Annotated in this window: 19 protein-coding genes and 2 other annotated features; all 19 genes read left to right on the top strand. The window is 38.2% G+C overall.

The annotated features are described in order from the left end of the window. Positions 1 to 96 precede the first annotated feature (96 nt). Positions 97 to 1,470 carry a DNA repair protein RadA gene (gene radA, locus ACSVDH_RS00580; RefSeq protein WP_439253598.1) on the top strand — a complete coding sequence of 458 codons (1,374 nt, stop codon included), beginning with the start codon at positions 97 to 99 and terminating at the stop codon, positions 1,468 to 1,470. A 3-nt stretch (positions 1,471 to 1,473) separates the two neighbouring features. Then, positions 1,474 to 2,565, top strand: coding sequence for a DNA integrity scanning diadenylate cyclase DisA (gene disA, locus ACSVDH_RS00585; protein WP_299092156.1), 1,092 nt, complete (start codon positions 1,474 to 1,476; stop codon positions 2,563 to 2,565). A gap of 256 nt (positions 2,566 to 2,821) precedes the next feature. Continuing rightward, on the top strand, positions 2,822 to 3,919 hold the full coding sequence (locus ACSVDH_RS00590; RefSeq protein WP_299092155.1) for a PIN/TRAM domain-containing protein: 1,098 nt from the start codon (positions 2,822 to 2,824) through the stop codon (positions 3,917 to 3,919). A gap of 322 nt (positions 3,920 to 4,241) precedes the next feature. Continuing rightward, positions 4,242 to 4,928 (top strand): 2-C-methyl-D-erythritol 4-phosphate cytidylyltransferase, encoded by a 687-nt coding sequence (gene ispD / locus ACSVDH_RS00595; protein ID WP_439253600.1) that lies wholly within the window; start codon positions 4,242 to 4,244, stop codon positions 4,926 to 4,928. A gap of 35 nt (positions 4,929 to 4,963) precedes the next feature. Next, a complete protein-coding gene (gene ispF / locus ACSVDH_RS00600) occupies positions 4,964 to 5,440 on the top strand; it encodes a 2-C-methyl-D-erythritol 2,4-cyclodiphosphate synthase (protein WP_439253601.1) in 477 nt (158 codons plus the stop codon). Between the two features lie 102 nt (positions 5,441 to 5,542). After that, a complete protein-coding gene (gltX, locus tag ACSVDH_RS00605) occupies positions 5,543 to 7,000 on the top strand; it encodes a glutamate--tRNA ligase (protein WP_439253602.1) in 1,458 nt (485 codons plus the stop codon). Between the two features lie 42 nt (positions 7,001 to 7,042). Continuing rightward, positions 7,043 to 7,293 (top strand) — a binding site (T-box leader). A gap of 151 nt (positions 7,294 to 7,444) precedes the next feature. Beyond that, the gene (cysE, locus tag ACSVDH_RS00610; protein ID WP_299092150.1) at positions 7,445 to 8,158 is read left to right on the top strand and encodes a serine O-acetyltransferase; all 714 of its coding nucleotides are present in this window, start codon (positions 7,445 to 7,447) and stop codon (positions 8,156 to 8,158) included. Further along, positions 8,109 to 9,506, top strand: a complete 1,398-nt coding sequence (gene cysS / locus ACSVDH_RS00615) for a cysteine--tRNA ligase (protein WP_299092148.1) — start codon at positions 8,109 to 8,111, stop codon at positions 9,504 to 9,506. Before cysE ends, cysS begins: the two co-directional genes overlap by 50 nt. A gap of 102 nt (positions 9,507 to 9,608) precedes the next feature. Next, positions 9,609 to 10,034 carry a Mini-ribonuclease 3 gene (locus tag ACSVDH_RS00620; RefSeq protein ID WP_439253604.1) on the top strand — a complete coding sequence of 142 codons (426 nt, stop codon included), beginning with the start codon at positions 9,609 to 9,611 and terminating at the stop codon, positions 10,032 to 10,034. Then, entirely contained in the window at positions 10,034 to 10,777 is a 744-nt protein-coding gene (rlmB, locus tag ACSVDH_RS00625; protein ID WP_299092146.1) for a 23S rRNA (guanosine(2251)-2'-O)-methyltransferase RlmB, read from the top strand. Before ACSVDH_RS00620 ends, rlmB begins: the two co-directional genes overlap by 1 nt. A gap of 6 nt (positions 10,778 to 10,783) precedes the next feature. Further along, positions 10,784 to 11,293 carry an NYN domain-containing protein gene (locus ACSVDH_RS00630; protein ID WP_299092144.1) on the top strand — a complete coding sequence of 170 codons (510 nt, stop codon included), beginning with the start codon at positions 10,784 to 10,786 and terminating at the stop codon, positions 11,291 to 11,293. 68 nt (positions 11,294 to 11,361) lie between these two features. Next, on the top strand, positions 11,362 to 12,018 hold the full coding sequence (gene sigH / locus ACSVDH_RS00635) for an RNA polymerase sporulation sigma factor SigH (protein ID WP_299092143.1): 657 nt from the start codon (positions 11,362 to 11,364) through the stop codon (positions 12,016 to 12,018). A 97-nt stretch (positions 12,019 to 12,115) separates the two neighbouring features. Then, on the top strand, positions 12,116 to 12,265 hold the full coding sequence (rpmG, locus tag ACSVDH_RS00640) for a 50S ribosomal protein L33 (protein ID WP_439253605.1): 150 nt from the start codon (positions 12,116 to 12,118) through the stop codon (positions 12,263 to 12,265). A 63-nt stretch (positions 12,266 to 12,328) separates the two neighbouring features. Then, positions 12,329 to 12,511 (top strand): preprotein translocase subunit SecE, encoded by a 183-nt coding sequence (gene secE / locus ACSVDH_RS00645; RefSeq protein WP_299092141.1) that lies wholly within the window; start codon positions 12,329 to 12,331, stop codon positions 12,509 to 12,511. Positions 12,512 to 12,677: 166 nt separating this feature from the next. Then, positions 12,678 to 13,211, top strand: a complete 534-nt coding sequence (nusG, locus tag ACSVDH_RS00650; RefSeq protein WP_299092140.1) for a transcription termination/antitermination protein NusG — start codon at positions 12,678 to 12,680, stop codon at positions 13,209 to 13,211. A gap of 258 nt (positions 13,212 to 13,469) precedes the next feature. After that, on the top strand, positions 13,470 to 13,895 hold the full coding sequence (gene rplK / locus ACSVDH_RS00655) for a 50S ribosomal protein L11 (RefSeq protein WP_026561207.1): 426 nt from the start codon (positions 13,470 to 13,472) through the stop codon (positions 13,893 to 13,895). 109 nt (positions 13,896 to 14,004) lie between these two features. Next, a complete protein-coding gene (gene rplA / locus ACSVDH_RS00660) occupies positions 14,005 to 14,703 on the top strand; it encodes a 50S ribosomal protein L1 (protein ID WP_299092138.1) in 699 nt (232 codons plus the stop codon). A 48-nt stretch (positions 14,704 to 14,751) separates the two neighbouring features. Then, positions 14,752 to 14,898, top strand: a sequence feature (ribosomal protein L10 leader region). A 47-nt stretch (positions 14,899 to 14,945) separates the two neighbouring features. Then, positions 14,946 to 15,446, top strand: coding sequence for a 50S ribosomal protein L10 (gene rplJ, locus ACSVDH_RS00665; RefSeq protein WP_299092136.1), 501 nt, complete (start codon positions 14,946 to 14,948; stop codon positions 15,444 to 15,446). Positions 15,447 to 15,510: 64 nt separating this feature from the next. Next, positions 15,511 to 15,873 (top strand): 50S ribosomal protein L7/L12, encoded by a 363-nt coding sequence (gene rplL, locus ACSVDH_RS00670; protein ID WP_299092135.1) that lies wholly within the window; start codon positions 15,511 to 15,513, stop codon positions 15,871 to 15,873. The last annotated feature ends 140 nt before the right edge of the window (positions 15,874 to 16,013 follow it).

Genomic DNA, 16,013 nt, shown 5'->3' on the forward strand with positions numbered 1-16,013 from the left:
AAAATGCTCCTCGAAATCCTCTTTCCGTTCTATAATTAGGGATATGACTCATAATTAGTTCGACTACTTGGTAATCTAATAAGAGAGGATCGTTTTATGGCTAAAACAAAGGTAAAGTTTATTTGTCAATCATGTGGGTACGAATCACCTAAATGGATGGGCAAGTGCCCAGGCTGTGGTGAATGGAATACAATGACAGAGGAAGTTTTAAAGTCTGCCTCACCTCGCAAGGCAGTTTTTGCTCATTCCAATCAAACTGTACAAAAACCCTCCCCAATTACAAATATTGAAACAACCCAAGAACCAAGGATTTATACAAATTTAAAAGAATTTAACCGTGTATTAGGAAGCGGTATTGTCAGAGGATCACTTGTATTAATTGGCGGCGACCCCGGGATTGGTAAATCGACACTTTTGCTGCAAGTGTCCTCACAATTAGCTGAAAGTGGAAATGATGTCTTATATATTTCTGGCGAAGAATCAGTTAAACAAACAAAACTGAGAGCTGACCGATTAGGAGTAAAATCTAATAAGCTTTTAGTATTATCTGAAACAGATTTAAGTTTTATTTCAAGAGCGATAGAAGAAACGAACCCATCGTTTGTTGTCGTTGATTCGATCCAAACGGTATACCATAGTGAAATAACCTCTGCTCCTGGCAGTGTTTCTCAAGTCAGAGAATCGACAGCAGAGCTGATGAGAATTGCAAAAACAAAAGGAATTGCGATTTTTATTGTTGGTCATGTAACAAAGGAAGGATCGATTGCAGGACCAAGATTATTAGAGCATATGGTGGATACGGTTCTTTATTTTGAGGGGGAAAGACATCATACATACCGCATATTGCGTGCTGTAAAAAACCGCTTTGGTTCAACGAATGAAATGGGAATATTTGAGATGAAAGAATCAGGTTTAGAAGAGGTACAAAATCCTTCAGAAATCTTTTTAGAAGAGCGGTCTAAAGGTGCGGCTGGTTCAACAGTTGTTGCCTCAATGGAAGGTACAAGACCTGTCTTAGTTGAGATTCAAGCATTAATCTCACCTACCAGCTTTGGGAATCCAAGAAGAATGGCTACAGGAATTGACCATAACCGGGTGCCATTATTAATGGCAGTTTTAGAGAAACGTGTTGGTTTGCTCCTGCAAAATCAAGATGCTTATTTAAAGGTTGCAGGAGGTGTGAAGCTTGATGAACCTGCAATAGATTTAGCAGTTGCTGTAAGCATTGCATCCAGCTTTAAGGATATCCCGCCAAAACCAACCGATGTTATTATCGGAGAAGTTGGATTGACAGGGGAAGTACGCAGAGTTTCCAGGATCGAACAAAGAGTCATGGAAGCTGCTAAGCTGGGGTTTAAAAGAGCAATCATCCCAGAGGCTAATATAAGTGGATGGAGCCCTCCTGATGAGATTGAGATTATTGGGGTTAAAAATGTAGCAGAGGCTCTCCATAAAACGTTAGGAGGATAGAGGATGACAGAGGTAGGGAATTTATCAGGTGAAAAAACGCTAAATGAAATCTTACAATTTGTTGCACCAGGTACACCAATTAGAGAAGGGATTGAAAATGTTTTACGTGCGAAGACGGGCGGATTAATTGTTGTTGGTCACAATGAGAAGGTCAAGGAAATCATTGATGGTGGATTTTTCATCCAATGTCCATTCTCCTCAGCACACTTGTATGAACTGGCTAAAATGGACGGAGCCATTGTCTTAAGTGATACTGGTAATAAAATTTTGTTTGCAAATGCTCAGCTTGTTCCCGATCCGTCGATTTATTCTTCGGAAACGGGAATGCGTCATCGAACCGCAGAAAGAGTGGCAAAACAAACAGGCAATTTGGTGATTGCAATTTCTCAAAGAAGAAATGTCATTACTCTCTACCATGGTGAACTTAGGTATGCGCTTAGAGAAATTGGTGTGATTTTAACGAAGGCGAATCAGGCAATTCAAACGCTGGAAAAGTATAAACTGGTTCTTGACCAATCAATTGCTACATTAGGGGCATTAGAGCTTGAAGAGCTTGTCACCTTTAAAGAGGTTTTACAGGTGCTGCATCGATTTGAAATGGTTTTGCGGATAAAAGATGAAATTAACGACTATGTAAATGAGCTTGGAGCTGAAGGGCATCTTATCAGGCTGCAGCTTGCAGAGCTCCTTTCGGGATCAGAGGAAGAAGCGGCACTGTTAATAAAAGATTATGCCAATGACAAAGCCGTCGATCCATTTAAAATTATTAAGCAGCTTCAGGATCTTTCCAGCTTTGAGCTTTTGGAGGATTCAGATCTTTTGAAATTGCTTGGGTACACCTCATTTACGAATATAGACAGCCCGGTTATGCCGAGAGGGTATCGATTATTAAATAAAATTCCTAGGCTTCCAGGGATCATTATTGAAAATTTAGTGACAACCTATAAAAACTTGAAACTTATTTTGCGGGCAAACGTAGAACAATTAGATGAGGTAGATGGAATCGGGGAGGTGAGGGCAAAAAAAATTATAGAAGGGTTAAAAAGACTTCAGGATCAGTTGTTAATTGATAGGCACACATATAAGAATATTTAATGAATTTCCAAATTTATGGTTTTAATTTCTTGAATTTAGGGTATATTAAAATTGATTTTTACGTGTCTTTGTATGAGCAAATAAGGACAAAGCAAACGGCCAAACTTCATCAAATTATTCATACTTTTGATACGTTTTTTCCCATATTGTTTGAAAAATTACAGGCTTGTATCAATCTATTTACATTTTTAATTTTTTATTTCACAAGTTCTAGAAGTAAGATAAAGTAGTTATATCGTAAAAAGGAGGTGAAGGTATGTTAATAAAACGCATAATTCAACTGTTATTCTTGAGTATAGGTGGTATGTTAGGGATCTTCTTCATGCCAGAACTACTCGAGTTATTAAATATGCAGGACATACCTTTTATTAATACGCCTTATACTTTAGCCGTATTAGGTGCAATCGTCTTTTTTGTGGCAACATTTTGGTTAGTAGATTACGTTGTAAATTGGATTAAAGTTTTAGAAGAGGCTGTTGTGAAAGCTCCTGTTACAGATGTTTTATTTGGTAGTTTAGGATTAATCTTTGGTCTTATAGTTGCTTTTCTTATTGTTATTCCTTTAAAAGATATCCAATACCAAGTGTTTAATACAATCATACCAATCTTTCTTACGCTGTTGCTTGGTTATTTAGGATTCCAAGTAGGTTTCAAGAAAAGAGATGAACTAATTAATCTCTTTTCCGTACCGAATCGAATAGGAAAGAAAAAAGGAACAACGGAAGAAGAAGGTGAAACAGAAGATAAAAAGCTAAAGATTCTCGATACAAGTGTCATAATTGATGGAAGAATCGCAGACATATGTCAAACAGGCTTTTTAGAAGGAACGATTGTGATTCCCCAATTTGTTTTGGAGGAGCTTCAGCATATTGCTGACTCATCAGATGTCTTAAAACGCAACAGAGGTCGCAGAGGACTTGATATTCTTAACCGAATTCAAAAAGAGCTTGCGATTAATGTTGAGATTTATGAAGGTGACTTTGAGGATATTCAAGAGGTTGATAGCAAGCTGGTTAAGCTTGCAAAATTAACTTCAGGTGTCGTTGTCACAAACGATTTTAACTTAAATAAAGTTTGTGAACTGCAAAAAGTACATGTTCTCAACATCAATGATTTAGCAAATGCCGTTAAGCCTGTAGTACTGCCGGGGGAAGAAATGAATGTTCAAGTCATCAAGGATGGAAAAGAACATAATCAAGGTATTGCTTATTTAGATGACGGTACAATGATTGTGGTTGAAGATGGTCGGAACTATATTGGAAAACATATTGATGTTCTTGTTACAAGTGTTCTTCAAACGTCTGCCGGTAGAATGATTTTTGCAAAGCCCAAATTGTTAGAAAAGGCATTGTAAATGATAATAAGTAGAACATATTTAACCTTTTTCTACTTAGTTTTTTTGCCTAGCTCCAAAGCATTGGACGTGCAAGTGCAGTCAAGAGATGAGGACGCCCTAGTTTTTGACTGACTCTAGGGTCTAGTCAAATAGGAATGGAAGGTAAAGAACACCTTCTATTCCTATTCGCCTTATGCTTGTAGCCGAATGCTAAGCGCCTTGCGCTTTTATTATTAAGCCCGTGAAACATTAATTGATTAATGTTTCATGGGCTGTTTTACATATATAGATTAATCTTTTATGATGGTGGTATATTGTTTTTTTTGAAGGAGTAAACATAATGAACTATCAAGTCGTTATACCAGCTGCTGGACAAGGCAAACGGATGAATGCTGGTAAAAATAAGCAGTTTATTAAGCTTAATCATGCCCCCATTATCATTCATACGTTAAGAGTATTTGACAGTCATCCATTTTGCTCAGGAATTATCCTGGTTATAAATGAACAGGAGAGAGATGATTTTCTTCGGTTACTTAAACACTATCATATTAAAAAAGTGAAATCGCTCGTATCAGGTGGAAGTGAAAGGCAATACAGTGTATATAATGGTTTACAGGCTGTTGATGAAGGCGAGCTTGTCCTTGTACATGATGGAGCGCGACCTTTTATATCGCATGAAAAGATAGAAGATTTAGTACATAAAGCAAAGGAAACGGGAGCCGCTACTTTAGGAGTGCCGGTAAAGGATACAATCAAGCGGGTGCAGAACGGAGTGGTTGTTGAAACGGTGGAGCGATCAACCTTAGTGTCAATCCAAACCCCGCAGGCCTTTATTTTGCCGATTATTCTTGATGCTCATCACCAAGCGAACAAGGAAAATTATCTTGGGACAGATGATGCCAGCCTTATTGAACGAGCAGGCCGGCCGGTTTCTATCGTATTGGGCGATTATACAAATATAAAATTAACAACCCCAGAGGACTTGATCATCGCGAATGCAATTTTGAGCGGGCAAAAACATATCTGATCCAATAAAAGGAACAATGAAGAGAGGGAAAAGAATTGATTAGAATTGGACAAGGCTTTGATGTCCATCAATTAGTTGAAGGACGTCCATTAATAATTGGCGGCATTGAAATACCTTATGAAAAAGGGTTATTAGGACACTCTGATGCAGATGTTTTACTTCATACAGTGGCCGATGCTTGCTTAGGTGCCATTGCAGAAGGAGATATCGGCAAACACTTTCCAGATACTGACCCTGAGTTTAAGGATGCAGATTCTGCTAAGCTTCTTACACATGTATGGAAGCTTGTGAAGGGCAAAGGGTATGAACTAGGAAACATAGATTGCACAATTATTGCGCAAAAGCCAAAAATGGCACCTCATATTGAAAAGATGAGAGAGAAAATTGCAGAATTGCTTGAGGCAGATCTTTCGCAAGTAAATGTCAAAGCTACGACAACAGAAAAGCTTGGCTTTACAGGTAGACAAGAGGGGATTGCGGCACAGGCAACTGTATTAATTAAGAAACGATAAGAACTTACTATTTTTTTGTATCTTGACCATATTGGTGATAAAATTAGGTCTGACTAAATGAAATAGAACTGTATTTATATATAAAGCTGTGGAGGTTAAAGTATGACAAACGAAGTAAGGGTGCGATATGCCCCAAGCCCAACCGGTCATTTACATATAGGAAATGCTAGAACAGCATTATTTAACTATTTATTTGCAAAAAATCAAGGCGGAAAGTTTATTGTCCGTATTGAAGATACTGACAAAAAGCGAAACATTGAAGGCGGAGAGGAAAGCCAATTAAAGTATTTAAAGTGGCTTGGGATTGACTGGGACGAAAGCGTAGATGTCGGAGGAGAATATGGTCCTTACCGCCAATCAGAACGTAATGACATTTATAAGAAATACTATGAAGAGCTGTTGGAAAGAGGGCTTGCTTATAAATGCTATTGTACGGAAGAAGAGTTAGAAAAAGAACGTGAGGAACAAATTGCCCGCGGTGAGACGCCTCATTATTCTGGAAAACATGCGAATTTAACAGCTGAGGAGCAAAAAGCCTATGAAAATCAAGGCTTAAAGCCAAGCATTCGGTTCAGGGTTCCGGCAAACCGGGAGTTTCGCTTCACTGATATGGTGAAAGGTGATATTTCATTTGAATCAGAGGGTATGGGTGATTTTGTTATTGTCAAAAAGGATGGGACACCAACCTATAATTTTGCAGTAGCTGTTGATGATCACTTAATGAAAATTTCCCATGTTTTACGCGGCGAGGACCATATTTCGAATACACCAAAGCAAATCATGATTTATGAAGCATTTGGATGGGATATCCCGACGTTTGGTCATATGACGTTAATTGTTAATGAGCAGCGTAAAAAATTAAGTAAACGTGATGAATCGATTATTCAATTTATTGAGCAATATGAGGAGCTTGGTTATCTCTCAGATGCATTGTTTAACTTTATTGCCTTGCTTGGCTGGTCACCTGTTGGAGAAGAGGAGATCTATAGCAAAGAGCAGTTAATTGAAATATTTGATGCTGCACGTCTATCAAAATCCCCTGCTGTTTTTGATACACAAAAACTGGCATGGATGAATAATCAATATATAAAACAATTAGAGGTCGATCAGCTTGTCCCGCTTGCACTTCCGCATTTAGTTAAGGCAGGAAAAGTATCTGAAGCGATGAGCGGGGAAGAAAAAGAGCGAATTCATGGGCTGATTGCTCTTTATCAAGAGCAAATGAGCTATGGTGCGGAAATTGTTACTTTAACTGAATTATTCTTTAAGGATGATATTACCTATAATGACGAAGCAAAGGCTGTTCTTGACGGTGAGCAGGTGCCAGAGGTATTAAAAGCATTTGTAAGTGAGCTGGAAGGATTAGAAGACTTTTCAGCAGAAAATGTAAAAGCTGCCATTAAAGGGGTCCAAAAGGCAACGGGCCAAAAAGGGAAAAACCTATTTATGCCGATTCGTGTTGCAATTACCGGCCAAACCCATGGTCCTGATTTACCGAAGTCAATTGCTGTTTTAGGGAAAAACACGGTCCTTTCCCGATTAGAAAATATTATTAGTTAACTTTTTTCAAAAAATGTAATATAGTATGGTTAAACCAATAGTTAGAAAGCGTTGATAAGGAGAGTAAAGCATTGCTTCCTTTTCAGAGAAAACCTCCATCGGCTGAAAGGGGTTTATGTGAAGTAATTCTTGAAATGCACCTTTGAGTCTTTTACTAAACGTCTAGTATTGGATTAGTAAGTAAAAGCGTGTCGCTCTACGTTATAGAGCTAAAGTTGAGGTTATGAGGCGAACGATTATTTCGAGATGCTCATACCTAAACAGAGTGGAACCGCGTGCAAAGCGTCTCTGTATTATGGCAGAGGCGCTTTTTTGTATGGACCAAAAAGATAAAGGGAATGGCTAGCAAGAAAAAAGAAATAGAGTTTTTGGGCCGACGGCAAAGGGAGTAGGGAGACTGGTAAGATCCTTTCTTTACTAAATAATAAAGGTTTATCGAAAGTGATGAATGGAGGGATATCCGTGTTTAAAATGATGAAAGAAGATGTGGAGGTCGTATTTGAACAAGATCCAGCTGCGAGGAACTATCTTGAGGTTATCTTGACGTATTCAGGTTTACATGCGATTTGGGGCCATCGGATCGCACATGCTTTATACAAAAAGAAGCTTTTCTTTCTTGCAAGGGCTGTTTCGCAAATTAGCAGATTTTTTACAGGAGTGGAAATCCACCCAGCTGCAAAAATCGGCCGCAGGTTCTTTATAGATCACGGAATGGGAGTTGTTATTGGGGAGACATGTGAAATCGGCGATAATGTTACCGTGTTCCAAGGGGTAACACTTGGGGGAACTGGTAAAGAAAAAGGGAAAAGACATCCAACAATAAAAGATAATGCATTGATTGCGACAGGAGCAAAAGTGTTAGGATCGATTACTGTTGGTGCATACTCTAAAATAGGAGCTGGCTCTGTTGTGCTAAAGGATGTTCCAGATCATTCAACAGTTGTTGGAATTCCTGGTAAAGTGGTTATTCAAAATGGCCAGCGGGTTGGGAAGGATTTAGACCACTGTAATTTGCCTGACCCGGTTGCAGATCGATTTAAAGAGCTTGAGGCTGAGCTTTCAAGCTTGAGATATGAAGTACAACAGTTAAAGAAAGGAACGAGTGAACATGACAATAAAGTTGTACAATACGCTAACGAGGCAAAAAGAAACGTTTGAACCTCTTGAAGCAGGAAAAGTAAAAATGTATGTTTGCGGTCCAACCGTATATAACTATATTCATATCGGGAATGCAAGACCGGCAATCGTTTACGATACAGTTAGAAAATATCTTGAATATAGCGGTTATGAAGTAAACTTTGTATCTAACTTTACAGATGTTGATGATAAATTAATTAAAGCGGCAAATGAACTCGGTGAGGATGTTCCAACCATTGCTGAACGTTTTATCGATGCTTATTATGAAGATGTTTCTGCACTAGGATGCAAGCGAGCGACCATTCACCCGCGTGTGACAGAAAACATTGACATTATCATTGATTTCATTCAAGCATTAATTGATAAAGGCTATGCCTATGAAGCAGGCGGAGATGTTTATTATAAGACGAGAGAGTTTGCAGAGTACGGAAAGCTTTCCCATCAATCAATCGACGAGCTGCGATTAGGCAACAGAATTGAGGTAGGAGAGAAAAAACATGATGCTCTCGATTTTGTTCTATGGAAAGCAGCTAAAGAAGGAGAAATTTTTTGGGAAAGCCCTTGGGGACATGGGCGCCCGGGCTGGCATATTGAATGCTCTGCCATGGCGAAGAAATACCTTGGCGATACAATCGACATTCATGCAGGTGGACAGGATTTAACCTTCCCACATCATGAGAATGAGATCGCTCAATCAGAGGCATTAAATGACAAGCCATTTGCAAGATATTGGATGCATAATGGTTATATTAATATCAATAACGAAAAGATGTCTAAATCATTAGGAAATTTTGTTCTCGTACACGATATCATTAAAGAAATTGACCCACAGGTTGTCCGTTTCTTTATGCTATCTGTTCATTACCGAAACCCAATTAACTTTTCACAGGAATTGCTGGAAAGCACGGCGAATGCGTTTGAACGGTTAACGACATCTTATACGAATCTGCAGCACCGTAAAAACAGCAGCACGAATTTAACTGATAATAACGATGAATGGCTAAGCAAAATTTATGATTATCGTCAGCAATTCAAGAAAGAAATGGATGATGACTTCAACACGGCAAATGCCATTTCTGTCCTTTTTGACTTATCGAAGCAAGCAAATTATTACTTACAAGAGCAAAATACATCTGAAGAAGTGATCCAGGCGTTTCTTGATGAGTTTGATCAACTAGGCGAAGTGTTAGGGGTCAAGTTTGCTTCTACTGAACTCTTAGATGAAGAGATCGAAGAAATGATCAATCAGCGGATTCAAGCAAGAAAAGACCGTAATTTTGCATTAGCAGATGAAATCAGAGATAAATTAAAAGATTTAAATATTATTTTAGAGGATACCCCGCAAGGAACTAGATGGAAGCGTGGTTGATTATACAACCTTTAAAGAGGGAATAAAGGTAAGGAAGATCAATATTGAAGGGGGCACCAAAGAGTTCTATCGCCTCCTTTTCATATAGAGAAGAGGAACATCATGTTGTTAGATTTTGAAACGGTTAAAGATGCAAAGCAGTTGAATAGCTTAGCATTGGCTTATATTGGTGATGCTGTGTATGAAATGTATGTGAGGCATCATCTATTAGCTGAAGGGACGATTCGGCCAAATCAACTTCATAATCAGGCGAAAAGTTATGTGTCTGCAAAGGCCCAGGCTAGAATTTTGCACTATTTCATGTCTATGGAATGCTTTTCAGAAGAGGAAGAGTCGGTTATTAGGCGCGGCAGAAATGCGAAATCAGGAACGATCCCGAAAAATACCGATGTCCAAACATACCGGTATAGTACAGCATTTGAAGCGTTGATCGGCTATCTTTATCTAGAAAAAAGAAAAGGTCGTTTAGACGAACTCATACAGGAGGCGTTCCGGTTTATTAAATCTGAGGAAGGGAGGAAAAGCTAATGGATCAGGATTATATTATTGGTCGGAATCCCGTTATTGAAGTATTAAAGTCTTCGCGGGAGATTAATAAAATATGGGTTGCGGAAAATTCGTTAAAGGGACAAGCTCAACAAATAACAAAGCTTGCAAAAGAAAAGGGCATTACCATCAATTTTGTTCCGAAAAAGAAAATTGACCAAATGGTAGAAGGAAACCATCAGGGAGTTGTTGCTCAGGTAGCTGCCTATGAATATGTTCATCTTGATGACATTCTTCAACTTGCTGAAAAAAGGGGAGAAATGCCTTTCCTTTTGATACTCGATGAAATTGAAGATCCCCATAATTTAGGATCGATTATGAGAACAGCTGATGCAGTAGGAGCCCATGGCATTATTATCCCGAAAAGAAGAGCGGTAGGCTTAACGGCTACAGTTGCTAAAGCGTCAACAGGTGCAATTGAACATATCCCTGTTACACGTGTGACAAACTTGGCCAGAACAATTGAAGAGTTAAAAGAACGAGGAGTCTGGGTTGTAGGAACAGATGCAAAAGGTGCAGATGATTACCGAAATTTAGATGGAAACATGCCGTTAGCTCTCATAATAGGAAGTGAAGGCAAGGGAATTGGACGACTAATAAAGGAAAAGTGTGACTTTTTAATTAAAATGCCAATGGTGGGACATGTTACATCTCTTAATGCATCTGTTGCGGCTAGTCTTTTGATGTATGAGGTTTACCGAAAGAGATACCCTTTAGGGGAGTAGTGTAGAATGGATATCCTATTAGTTGATGGATATAACATTATCGGTGCATGGCCTGAGCTTCAAAAGCTTAAGATGACCAATTTATCTGAAGCAAGGGATCGATTAATCGAAAAGATGGCCGAATATCAGGCCTATACGGGTTATCGAGTCATCATTGTATTTGACGCCCATCTTGTAAAAGGAATTGAGAAAACATTAAAAAATTATCGTGTTGAGGTTATTTTTACACGGGAAAATGAAACAGCAGATGAACGAATTGAAAAGTTGGCAAAGTCCTTAAATAACATTAAAACACAGGTACATGTAGCTACATCAGATTTTACAGAACAATGGGCGATATTTGGACAAGGTGCACTTCGCAAATCAGCAAGAGAGTTGTTGAATGAAATGAATTCAATCGAGGGCAGAATTAAACAAAGGGTAAAAAAGATTGAGGAAAAGCAACCATCCTCTAAGATTTTATTCCCTGATGATGTGATGGAAAAGCTTGAAAAGTGGCGCAGGGGAAAATTATAGTTGGTTGACGCTTACAAAATTGATACTGTATAATATTGTTATCTTGTGTGCGGTCGGGGGGATCGGGCTTGAATTCACCATTCAACAAGGGTAAGGTCAACAAGGAAGAGTTTGGATTATTGGAAGATGAACAAGTGGTTGAACTTGTGCATAGCGGAGAAAGTGAAGCACTTGACTACTTAATTACGAAATATCGGAATTTTGTTCGTGCAAAGGCTAGATCTTATTTCTTAATTGGTGCTGATCGGGAGGATATCATTCAAGAAGGAATGATAGGTTTATATAAGGCGATCCGTGACTTTAAAGAGGACAAGCTTACTTCATTTAAAGCATTTGCTGAATTATGTATTACCAGGCAAATTATTACCGCAATCAAAACAGCAACCCGTCAAAAACATATTCCATTGAATTCTTATGTATCATTGGACAAGCCGATATATGATGAAGAATCAGATCGAACGTTGATGGATGTTATTTCAGGTGCGAAGGTTATGGACCCTGAGGAACTTATCATTAATCAAGAGGAATTTGATGATATTGAAGTGAAAATGGGAGAATTATTAAGCGACTTAGAGCGCAAAGTGCTTGTGTTATATTTAGACGGACGTTCATATCATGAAATTTCAGCTGAATTAAATAGACATGTTAAGTCGATCGATAATGCATTACAGAGAGTAAAGAGAAAACTAGAAAGATACTTAGAACTGAGAGAAATTAGTTTGTAAAGGACACTAGCGTCAGCTCGAATTTCATCGTTTATTGACGTGAAAACCTCACTATGATAAAGTTTTAAGGAATCATTGTGTAACGGCAGGTGAGGAAATGCGAAAAAAAATAACGTTGGCGTGTACATCTTGTGGAAGTCGGAATTATACGACAATGAAAAATATAACAGCTATGAATGACCGGTTAGAAGTGAAAAAGTTTTGTAAAGTCTGTAATTCGCATACGAACCACCGTGAAACAAAATAGTCTTCATTTTTTTACTTTCTATTTTTCTTGCGAAGTTTCCCTATTATCCTGGAGGTAGCATTCATGCAGCGTTTAGTTAATTTCTTTCGAGATGTATCTCGTGAAATGAAGAAGGTTAGTTGGCCAAAAGGTAAAGAACTGACAAAGTATACAATTACCGTTGTTACGACTGTTGTGTTTTTTAGTGTTTTCTTTGCGGTCATCGATTTAGGTATTTCTTCATTAATTCGTTTGATTTTTGAATAACAGATGGTAAATCGTGCTATAATAGAGAATATTAATCTTTGTCTGCAAAACCCGTTAAACGGGTTTTTTCATTGTTTAAAAAAGTATTATATTTAGGCAGAAAAATATAGAGATTCATTCAAATAAAACCTATTGTGGGGAGGGAAGGACAACTTGTCCTGAAGCTATGGAAAAGAATTGGTATGTTGTACACACATATTCAGGTTATGAAAATAAAGTAAAAGCAAATCTAGAAAAACGGGTTGAATCTATGGGCATGGAGGATAAAATCTTCCGTGTGGTTGTACCTGAAGAGGAAGAAACGGATTTTAAGGATGGCAAAAAGAAGGTTGTAAAGAAAAAAGTGTTTCCGGGATATGTTCTAGTTGAGATTGTCATGACTGACGATTCCTGGTATGTCGTACGGAATACCCCAGGAGTAACAGGGTTTGTCGGATCTGCTGGACATGGTTCTAAACCAACGCCTTTATTACCTGATGAAGTTAATTTTATTTTAAAACGAATGGGAATGGATGAGCGCAAGGTTGAAATTGACTTTGAATTGAATGAAACAGTAAAGGTAACAGAGGGACCGTTTGCAAACTTTACTGGAACAATCGAAGAAATTGACCAGGATAAAAACAAGCTCAAAGTTCTTGTTAATATGTTCGGCCGTGAAACCCCTGTAGAATTGGATTTTGCTCAAGTAAGCAAATTATAATTGTAAAAAAACTTGAAATCACTTATGAAAAGTGGTAATATTTCATAGGTCAGTATGTCTCGGAGATCTGAGGCAGAATTATGTTTTTACACTGATCAGAAATTCCATTATTTCTGACTCGATAAGGGTAATAAGCTCAGGTCATATACTTGATTTATCTTGTTCGCCCTAATTTTAACCATTCGTACAACGGATGGTTTAGATGAGTGGGAGGGTTTAACCCATTTACCACATCACGGACTTAAGGAGGTGTGTCTCGTGGCTAAAAAAGTAATTAAAATTGTAAAATTGCAAATTCCTGCAGCGAAAGCTAATCCAGCACCACCAGTTGGTCCTGCATTAGGTCAAGCTGGTGTTAATATCATGGGATTCTGTAAAGAGTTTAACGCTCGTACAGCTGATCAAGCTGGTTTAATTATTCCAGTAGAAATCACGGTATTCGAGGACCGTTCATTTACATTTATTACGAAAACTCCTCCTGCTGCTGTTCTTCTTAAAAAAGCGGCTGGTATTGAGTCTGGTTCTGGTGAACCAAACCGTAATAAAGTAGCGACTGTTAAGCGTGACAAGGTACGTGAAATCGCTGAAACAAAAATGCCTGATTTAAACGCAGCAAGCGTTGAATCAGCGATGCGTATGGTTGAAGGTACTGCACGCAGCATGGGTATCGTTATCGAAGACTAATCTTATTAGTCAAGGATGTTTTTGGGGGTTGCGAGTTTGCTTAAAAACAAGTTCGCAACCTTTATTCGTGGGAGGTTATTCCGCTAAAACCACTAAGGAGGAAATAAAAATGGCTAAAAAAGGTAAAAAGCTAGTAGAAGCTGCAAAGCTTGTAGATCGTACTAAGTTTTATCCGGTTCAAGAAGCAATTGAACTAGTGAAAAAAACGAGCATCGTTAAATTTGATGCAACTGTAGAGGTTGCTTTCCGTTTAGGAGTTGACCCTAAGAAAGCTGACCAACAAATCCGTGGAGCAGTAGTACTTCCAAACGGTACTGGTAAAACTCAACGTGTATTAGTATTTGCTAAAGGTGAAAAAGCGAAAGAAGCTGAAGCTGCAGGTGCTGATTATGTTGGAGATTCAGATTACATCAACAAAATCCAACAAGGTTGGTTTGAATTTGACGTAATCGTTGCGACTCCAGACATGATGGGTGAAGTTGGTAAATTAGGTCGTGTCTTAGGACCTAAAGGTTTAATGCCAAACCCTAAAACTGGAACAGTTACATTTGATGTAACAAAAGCGATTAACGAAATCAAAGCTGGTAAGGTTGAATACCGTCTTGATAAAGCTGGTATCATCCATGTTCCAATCGGAAAAGTTTCTTTCGAAGATTCTAAACTAGTTGAAAACTTTACAACTGTTTACGAAACGTTATTAAAAGCGAAACCAGCTGCAGCAAAAGGTACTTACATGAAGAGCGTAAATGCGACTTCTACAATGGGACCTGGCGTAAAAGTTGATTCTTCTAGTTTTGCTGTAAAATAATAACTATTGACTTCGTAAATTAGTTTATATATAATTATCAATGTTGTTTAAATGAATATCGCTATACCGTAGACAGTAGGTGCTTTTTGAAAGCTTAATCTTCCTACCGAGGTGTATTTACGAATAAAGCATTTGTTTGCTTCTTGTTGTATATACAAACCTCCATGTCTATCGTGGAGGTTTTTTTACGACCATCACCGAACGGTACTAGTGTCACACAAAGAACTACAGGAGGTGTAACAATGAGCGCAATTATCGAACAAAAGAAACAAATCGTAGAAGAAATTGCTACAAAATTCCGTGAAAGCAAATCTACTATCGTTGTAGATTATCGTGGATTAACTGTAAGTGAAGTGACTGAACTACGTAAGCAATTACGTGAAGCGGGCATTGACTTTAAAGTTTACAAAAACACGATGACTCGCCGTGCAGTAGAACAAGCTGAGCTAACTGGCCTTAACGATGCGTTAACTGGTCCAAATGCGATTGCTTTCAGTAATGATGATGTTGTAGCTCCAGCAAAAATTTTAAATGACTTTGCTAAGAAGCATGAAGCGCTTGAAATCAAAGCTGGTGTAATTGAAGGGAACATCGCTTCTGTTGAAGAGGTTAAAGCTCTTGCTGAACTTCCATCACGCGAAGGTTTACTTTCTATGTTGCTTAGCGTTCTTCAAGCTCCAATCCGCAACTTTGCACTTGCTGCAAAAGCTGTTGCTGACCAAAAAGAAGAACAAGGTGCGTAATTCGAGTTACCTAGTATTTATAAATTAATTAAACTTTAAAAGGAAAAACAAGGAGGAAATTAGAATGACTCAAGAACAAATCATTGAAGCAGTTAAAAATATGACTGTTTTAGAATTAAACGACTTAGTTAAAGCAATCGAAGAAGAGTTTGGTGTAACTGCTGCAGCTCCTGTAGCTGTTGCTGGTGCTGCTGGTGGCGAAGCTGCTGCTGAGCAAACTGAATTTGACGTAGTACTTGCAAGTGCTGGCGGACAAAAAATCAAAGTTATCAAAGTTGTACGTGAAGCTACTGGCCTTGGCTTAAAAGAAGCTAAAGAATTAGTAGATAACGCTCCAAAAGCGCTTAAAGAAGGCGTTTCTAAAGAAGAAGCTGAAGAATTAAAAGCTAAACTTGAAGAAGTTGGCGCTTCTGTAGAAGTTAAGTAATTATACTTGAACGTAAAAAAAGCTCGCTAGTGATGGCGGGCTTTTTATATACGTAAAGATAGTGTATAAATTATAATGAACCTCGGTTTTAGCTAAGAAGGAAAAAACGTTGACTTTTTATGCTGTATGTATAAAAGCAT

The organism is Metabacillus sp. Hm71, assembly GCF_051842955.2.
Taxonomy (GTDB): domain Bacteria; phylum Bacillota; class Bacilli; order Bacillales; family Bacillaceae; genus Metabacillus.

What these genes read in the sequence shown, in the direction of transcription:
- radA (WP_439253598.1), top strand. Translation starts at nt 97, where the DNA reads ATGGCTAAAACAAAGGTAAAGTTTATTTGTCAATCATGTGGGTACGAA.
- disA (WP_299092156.1), top strand. Translation starts at nt 1,474, where the DNA reads ATGACAGAGGTAGGGAATTTATCAGGTGAAAAAACGCTAAATGAAATC.
- ACSVDH_RS00590 (WP_299092155.1), top strand. Translation starts at nt 2,822, where the DNA reads ATGTTAATAAAACGCATAATTCAACTGTTATTCTTGAGTATAGGTGGT.
- ispD (WP_439253600.1), top strand. Translation starts at nt 4,242, where the DNA reads ATGAACTATCAAGTCGTTATACCAGCTGCTGGACAAGGCAAACGGATG.
- gltX (WP_439253602.1), top strand. Translation starts at nt 5,543, where the DNA reads ATGACAAACGAAGTAAGGGTGCGATATGCCCCAAGCCCAACCGGTCAT.
- cysE (WP_299092150.1), top strand. Translation starts at nt 7,445, where the DNA reads ATGAATGGAGGGATATCCGTGTTTAAAATGATGAAAGAAGATGTGGAG.
- cysS (WP_299092148.1), top strand. Translation starts at nt 8,109, where the DNA reads ATGACAATAAAGTTGTACAATACGCTAACGAGGCAAAAAGAAACGTTT.
- ACSVDH_RS00620 (WP_439253604.1), top strand. Translation starts at nt 9,609, where the DNA reads ATGTTGTTAGATTTTGAAACGGTTAAAGATGCAAAGCAGTTGAATAGC.
- rlmB (WP_299092146.1), top strand. Translation starts at nt 10,034, where the DNA reads ATGGATCAGGATTATATTATTGGTCGGAATCCCGTTATTGAAGTATTA.
- ACSVDH_RS00630 (WP_299092144.1), top strand. Translation starts at nt 10,784, where the DNA reads ATGGATATCCTATTAGTTGATGGATATAACATTATCGGTGCATGGCCT.
- rpmG (WP_439253605.1), top strand. Translation starts at nt 12,116, where the DNA reads ATGCGAAAAAAAATAACGTTGGCGTGTACATCTTGTGGAAGTCGGAAT.
- secE (WP_299092141.1), top strand. Translation starts at nt 12,329, where the DNA reads ATGCAGCGTTTAGTTAATTTCTTTCGAGATGTATCTCGTGAAATGAAG.
- nusG (WP_299092140.1), top strand. Translation starts at nt 12,678, where the DNA reads ATGGAAAAGAATTGGTATGTTGTACACACATATTCAGGTTATGAAAAT.
- rplA (WP_299092138.1), top strand. Translation starts at nt 14,005, where the DNA reads ATGGCTAAAAAAGGTAAAAAGCTAGTAGAAGCTGCAAAGCTTGTAGAT.
- rplJ (WP_299092136.1), top strand. Translation starts at nt 14,946, where the DNA reads ATGAGCGCAATTATCGAACAAAAGAAACAAATCGTAGAAGAAATTGCT.
- rplL (WP_299092135.1), top strand. Translation starts at nt 15,511, where the DNA reads ATGACTCAAGAACAAATCATTGAAGCAGTTAAAAATATGACTGTTTTA.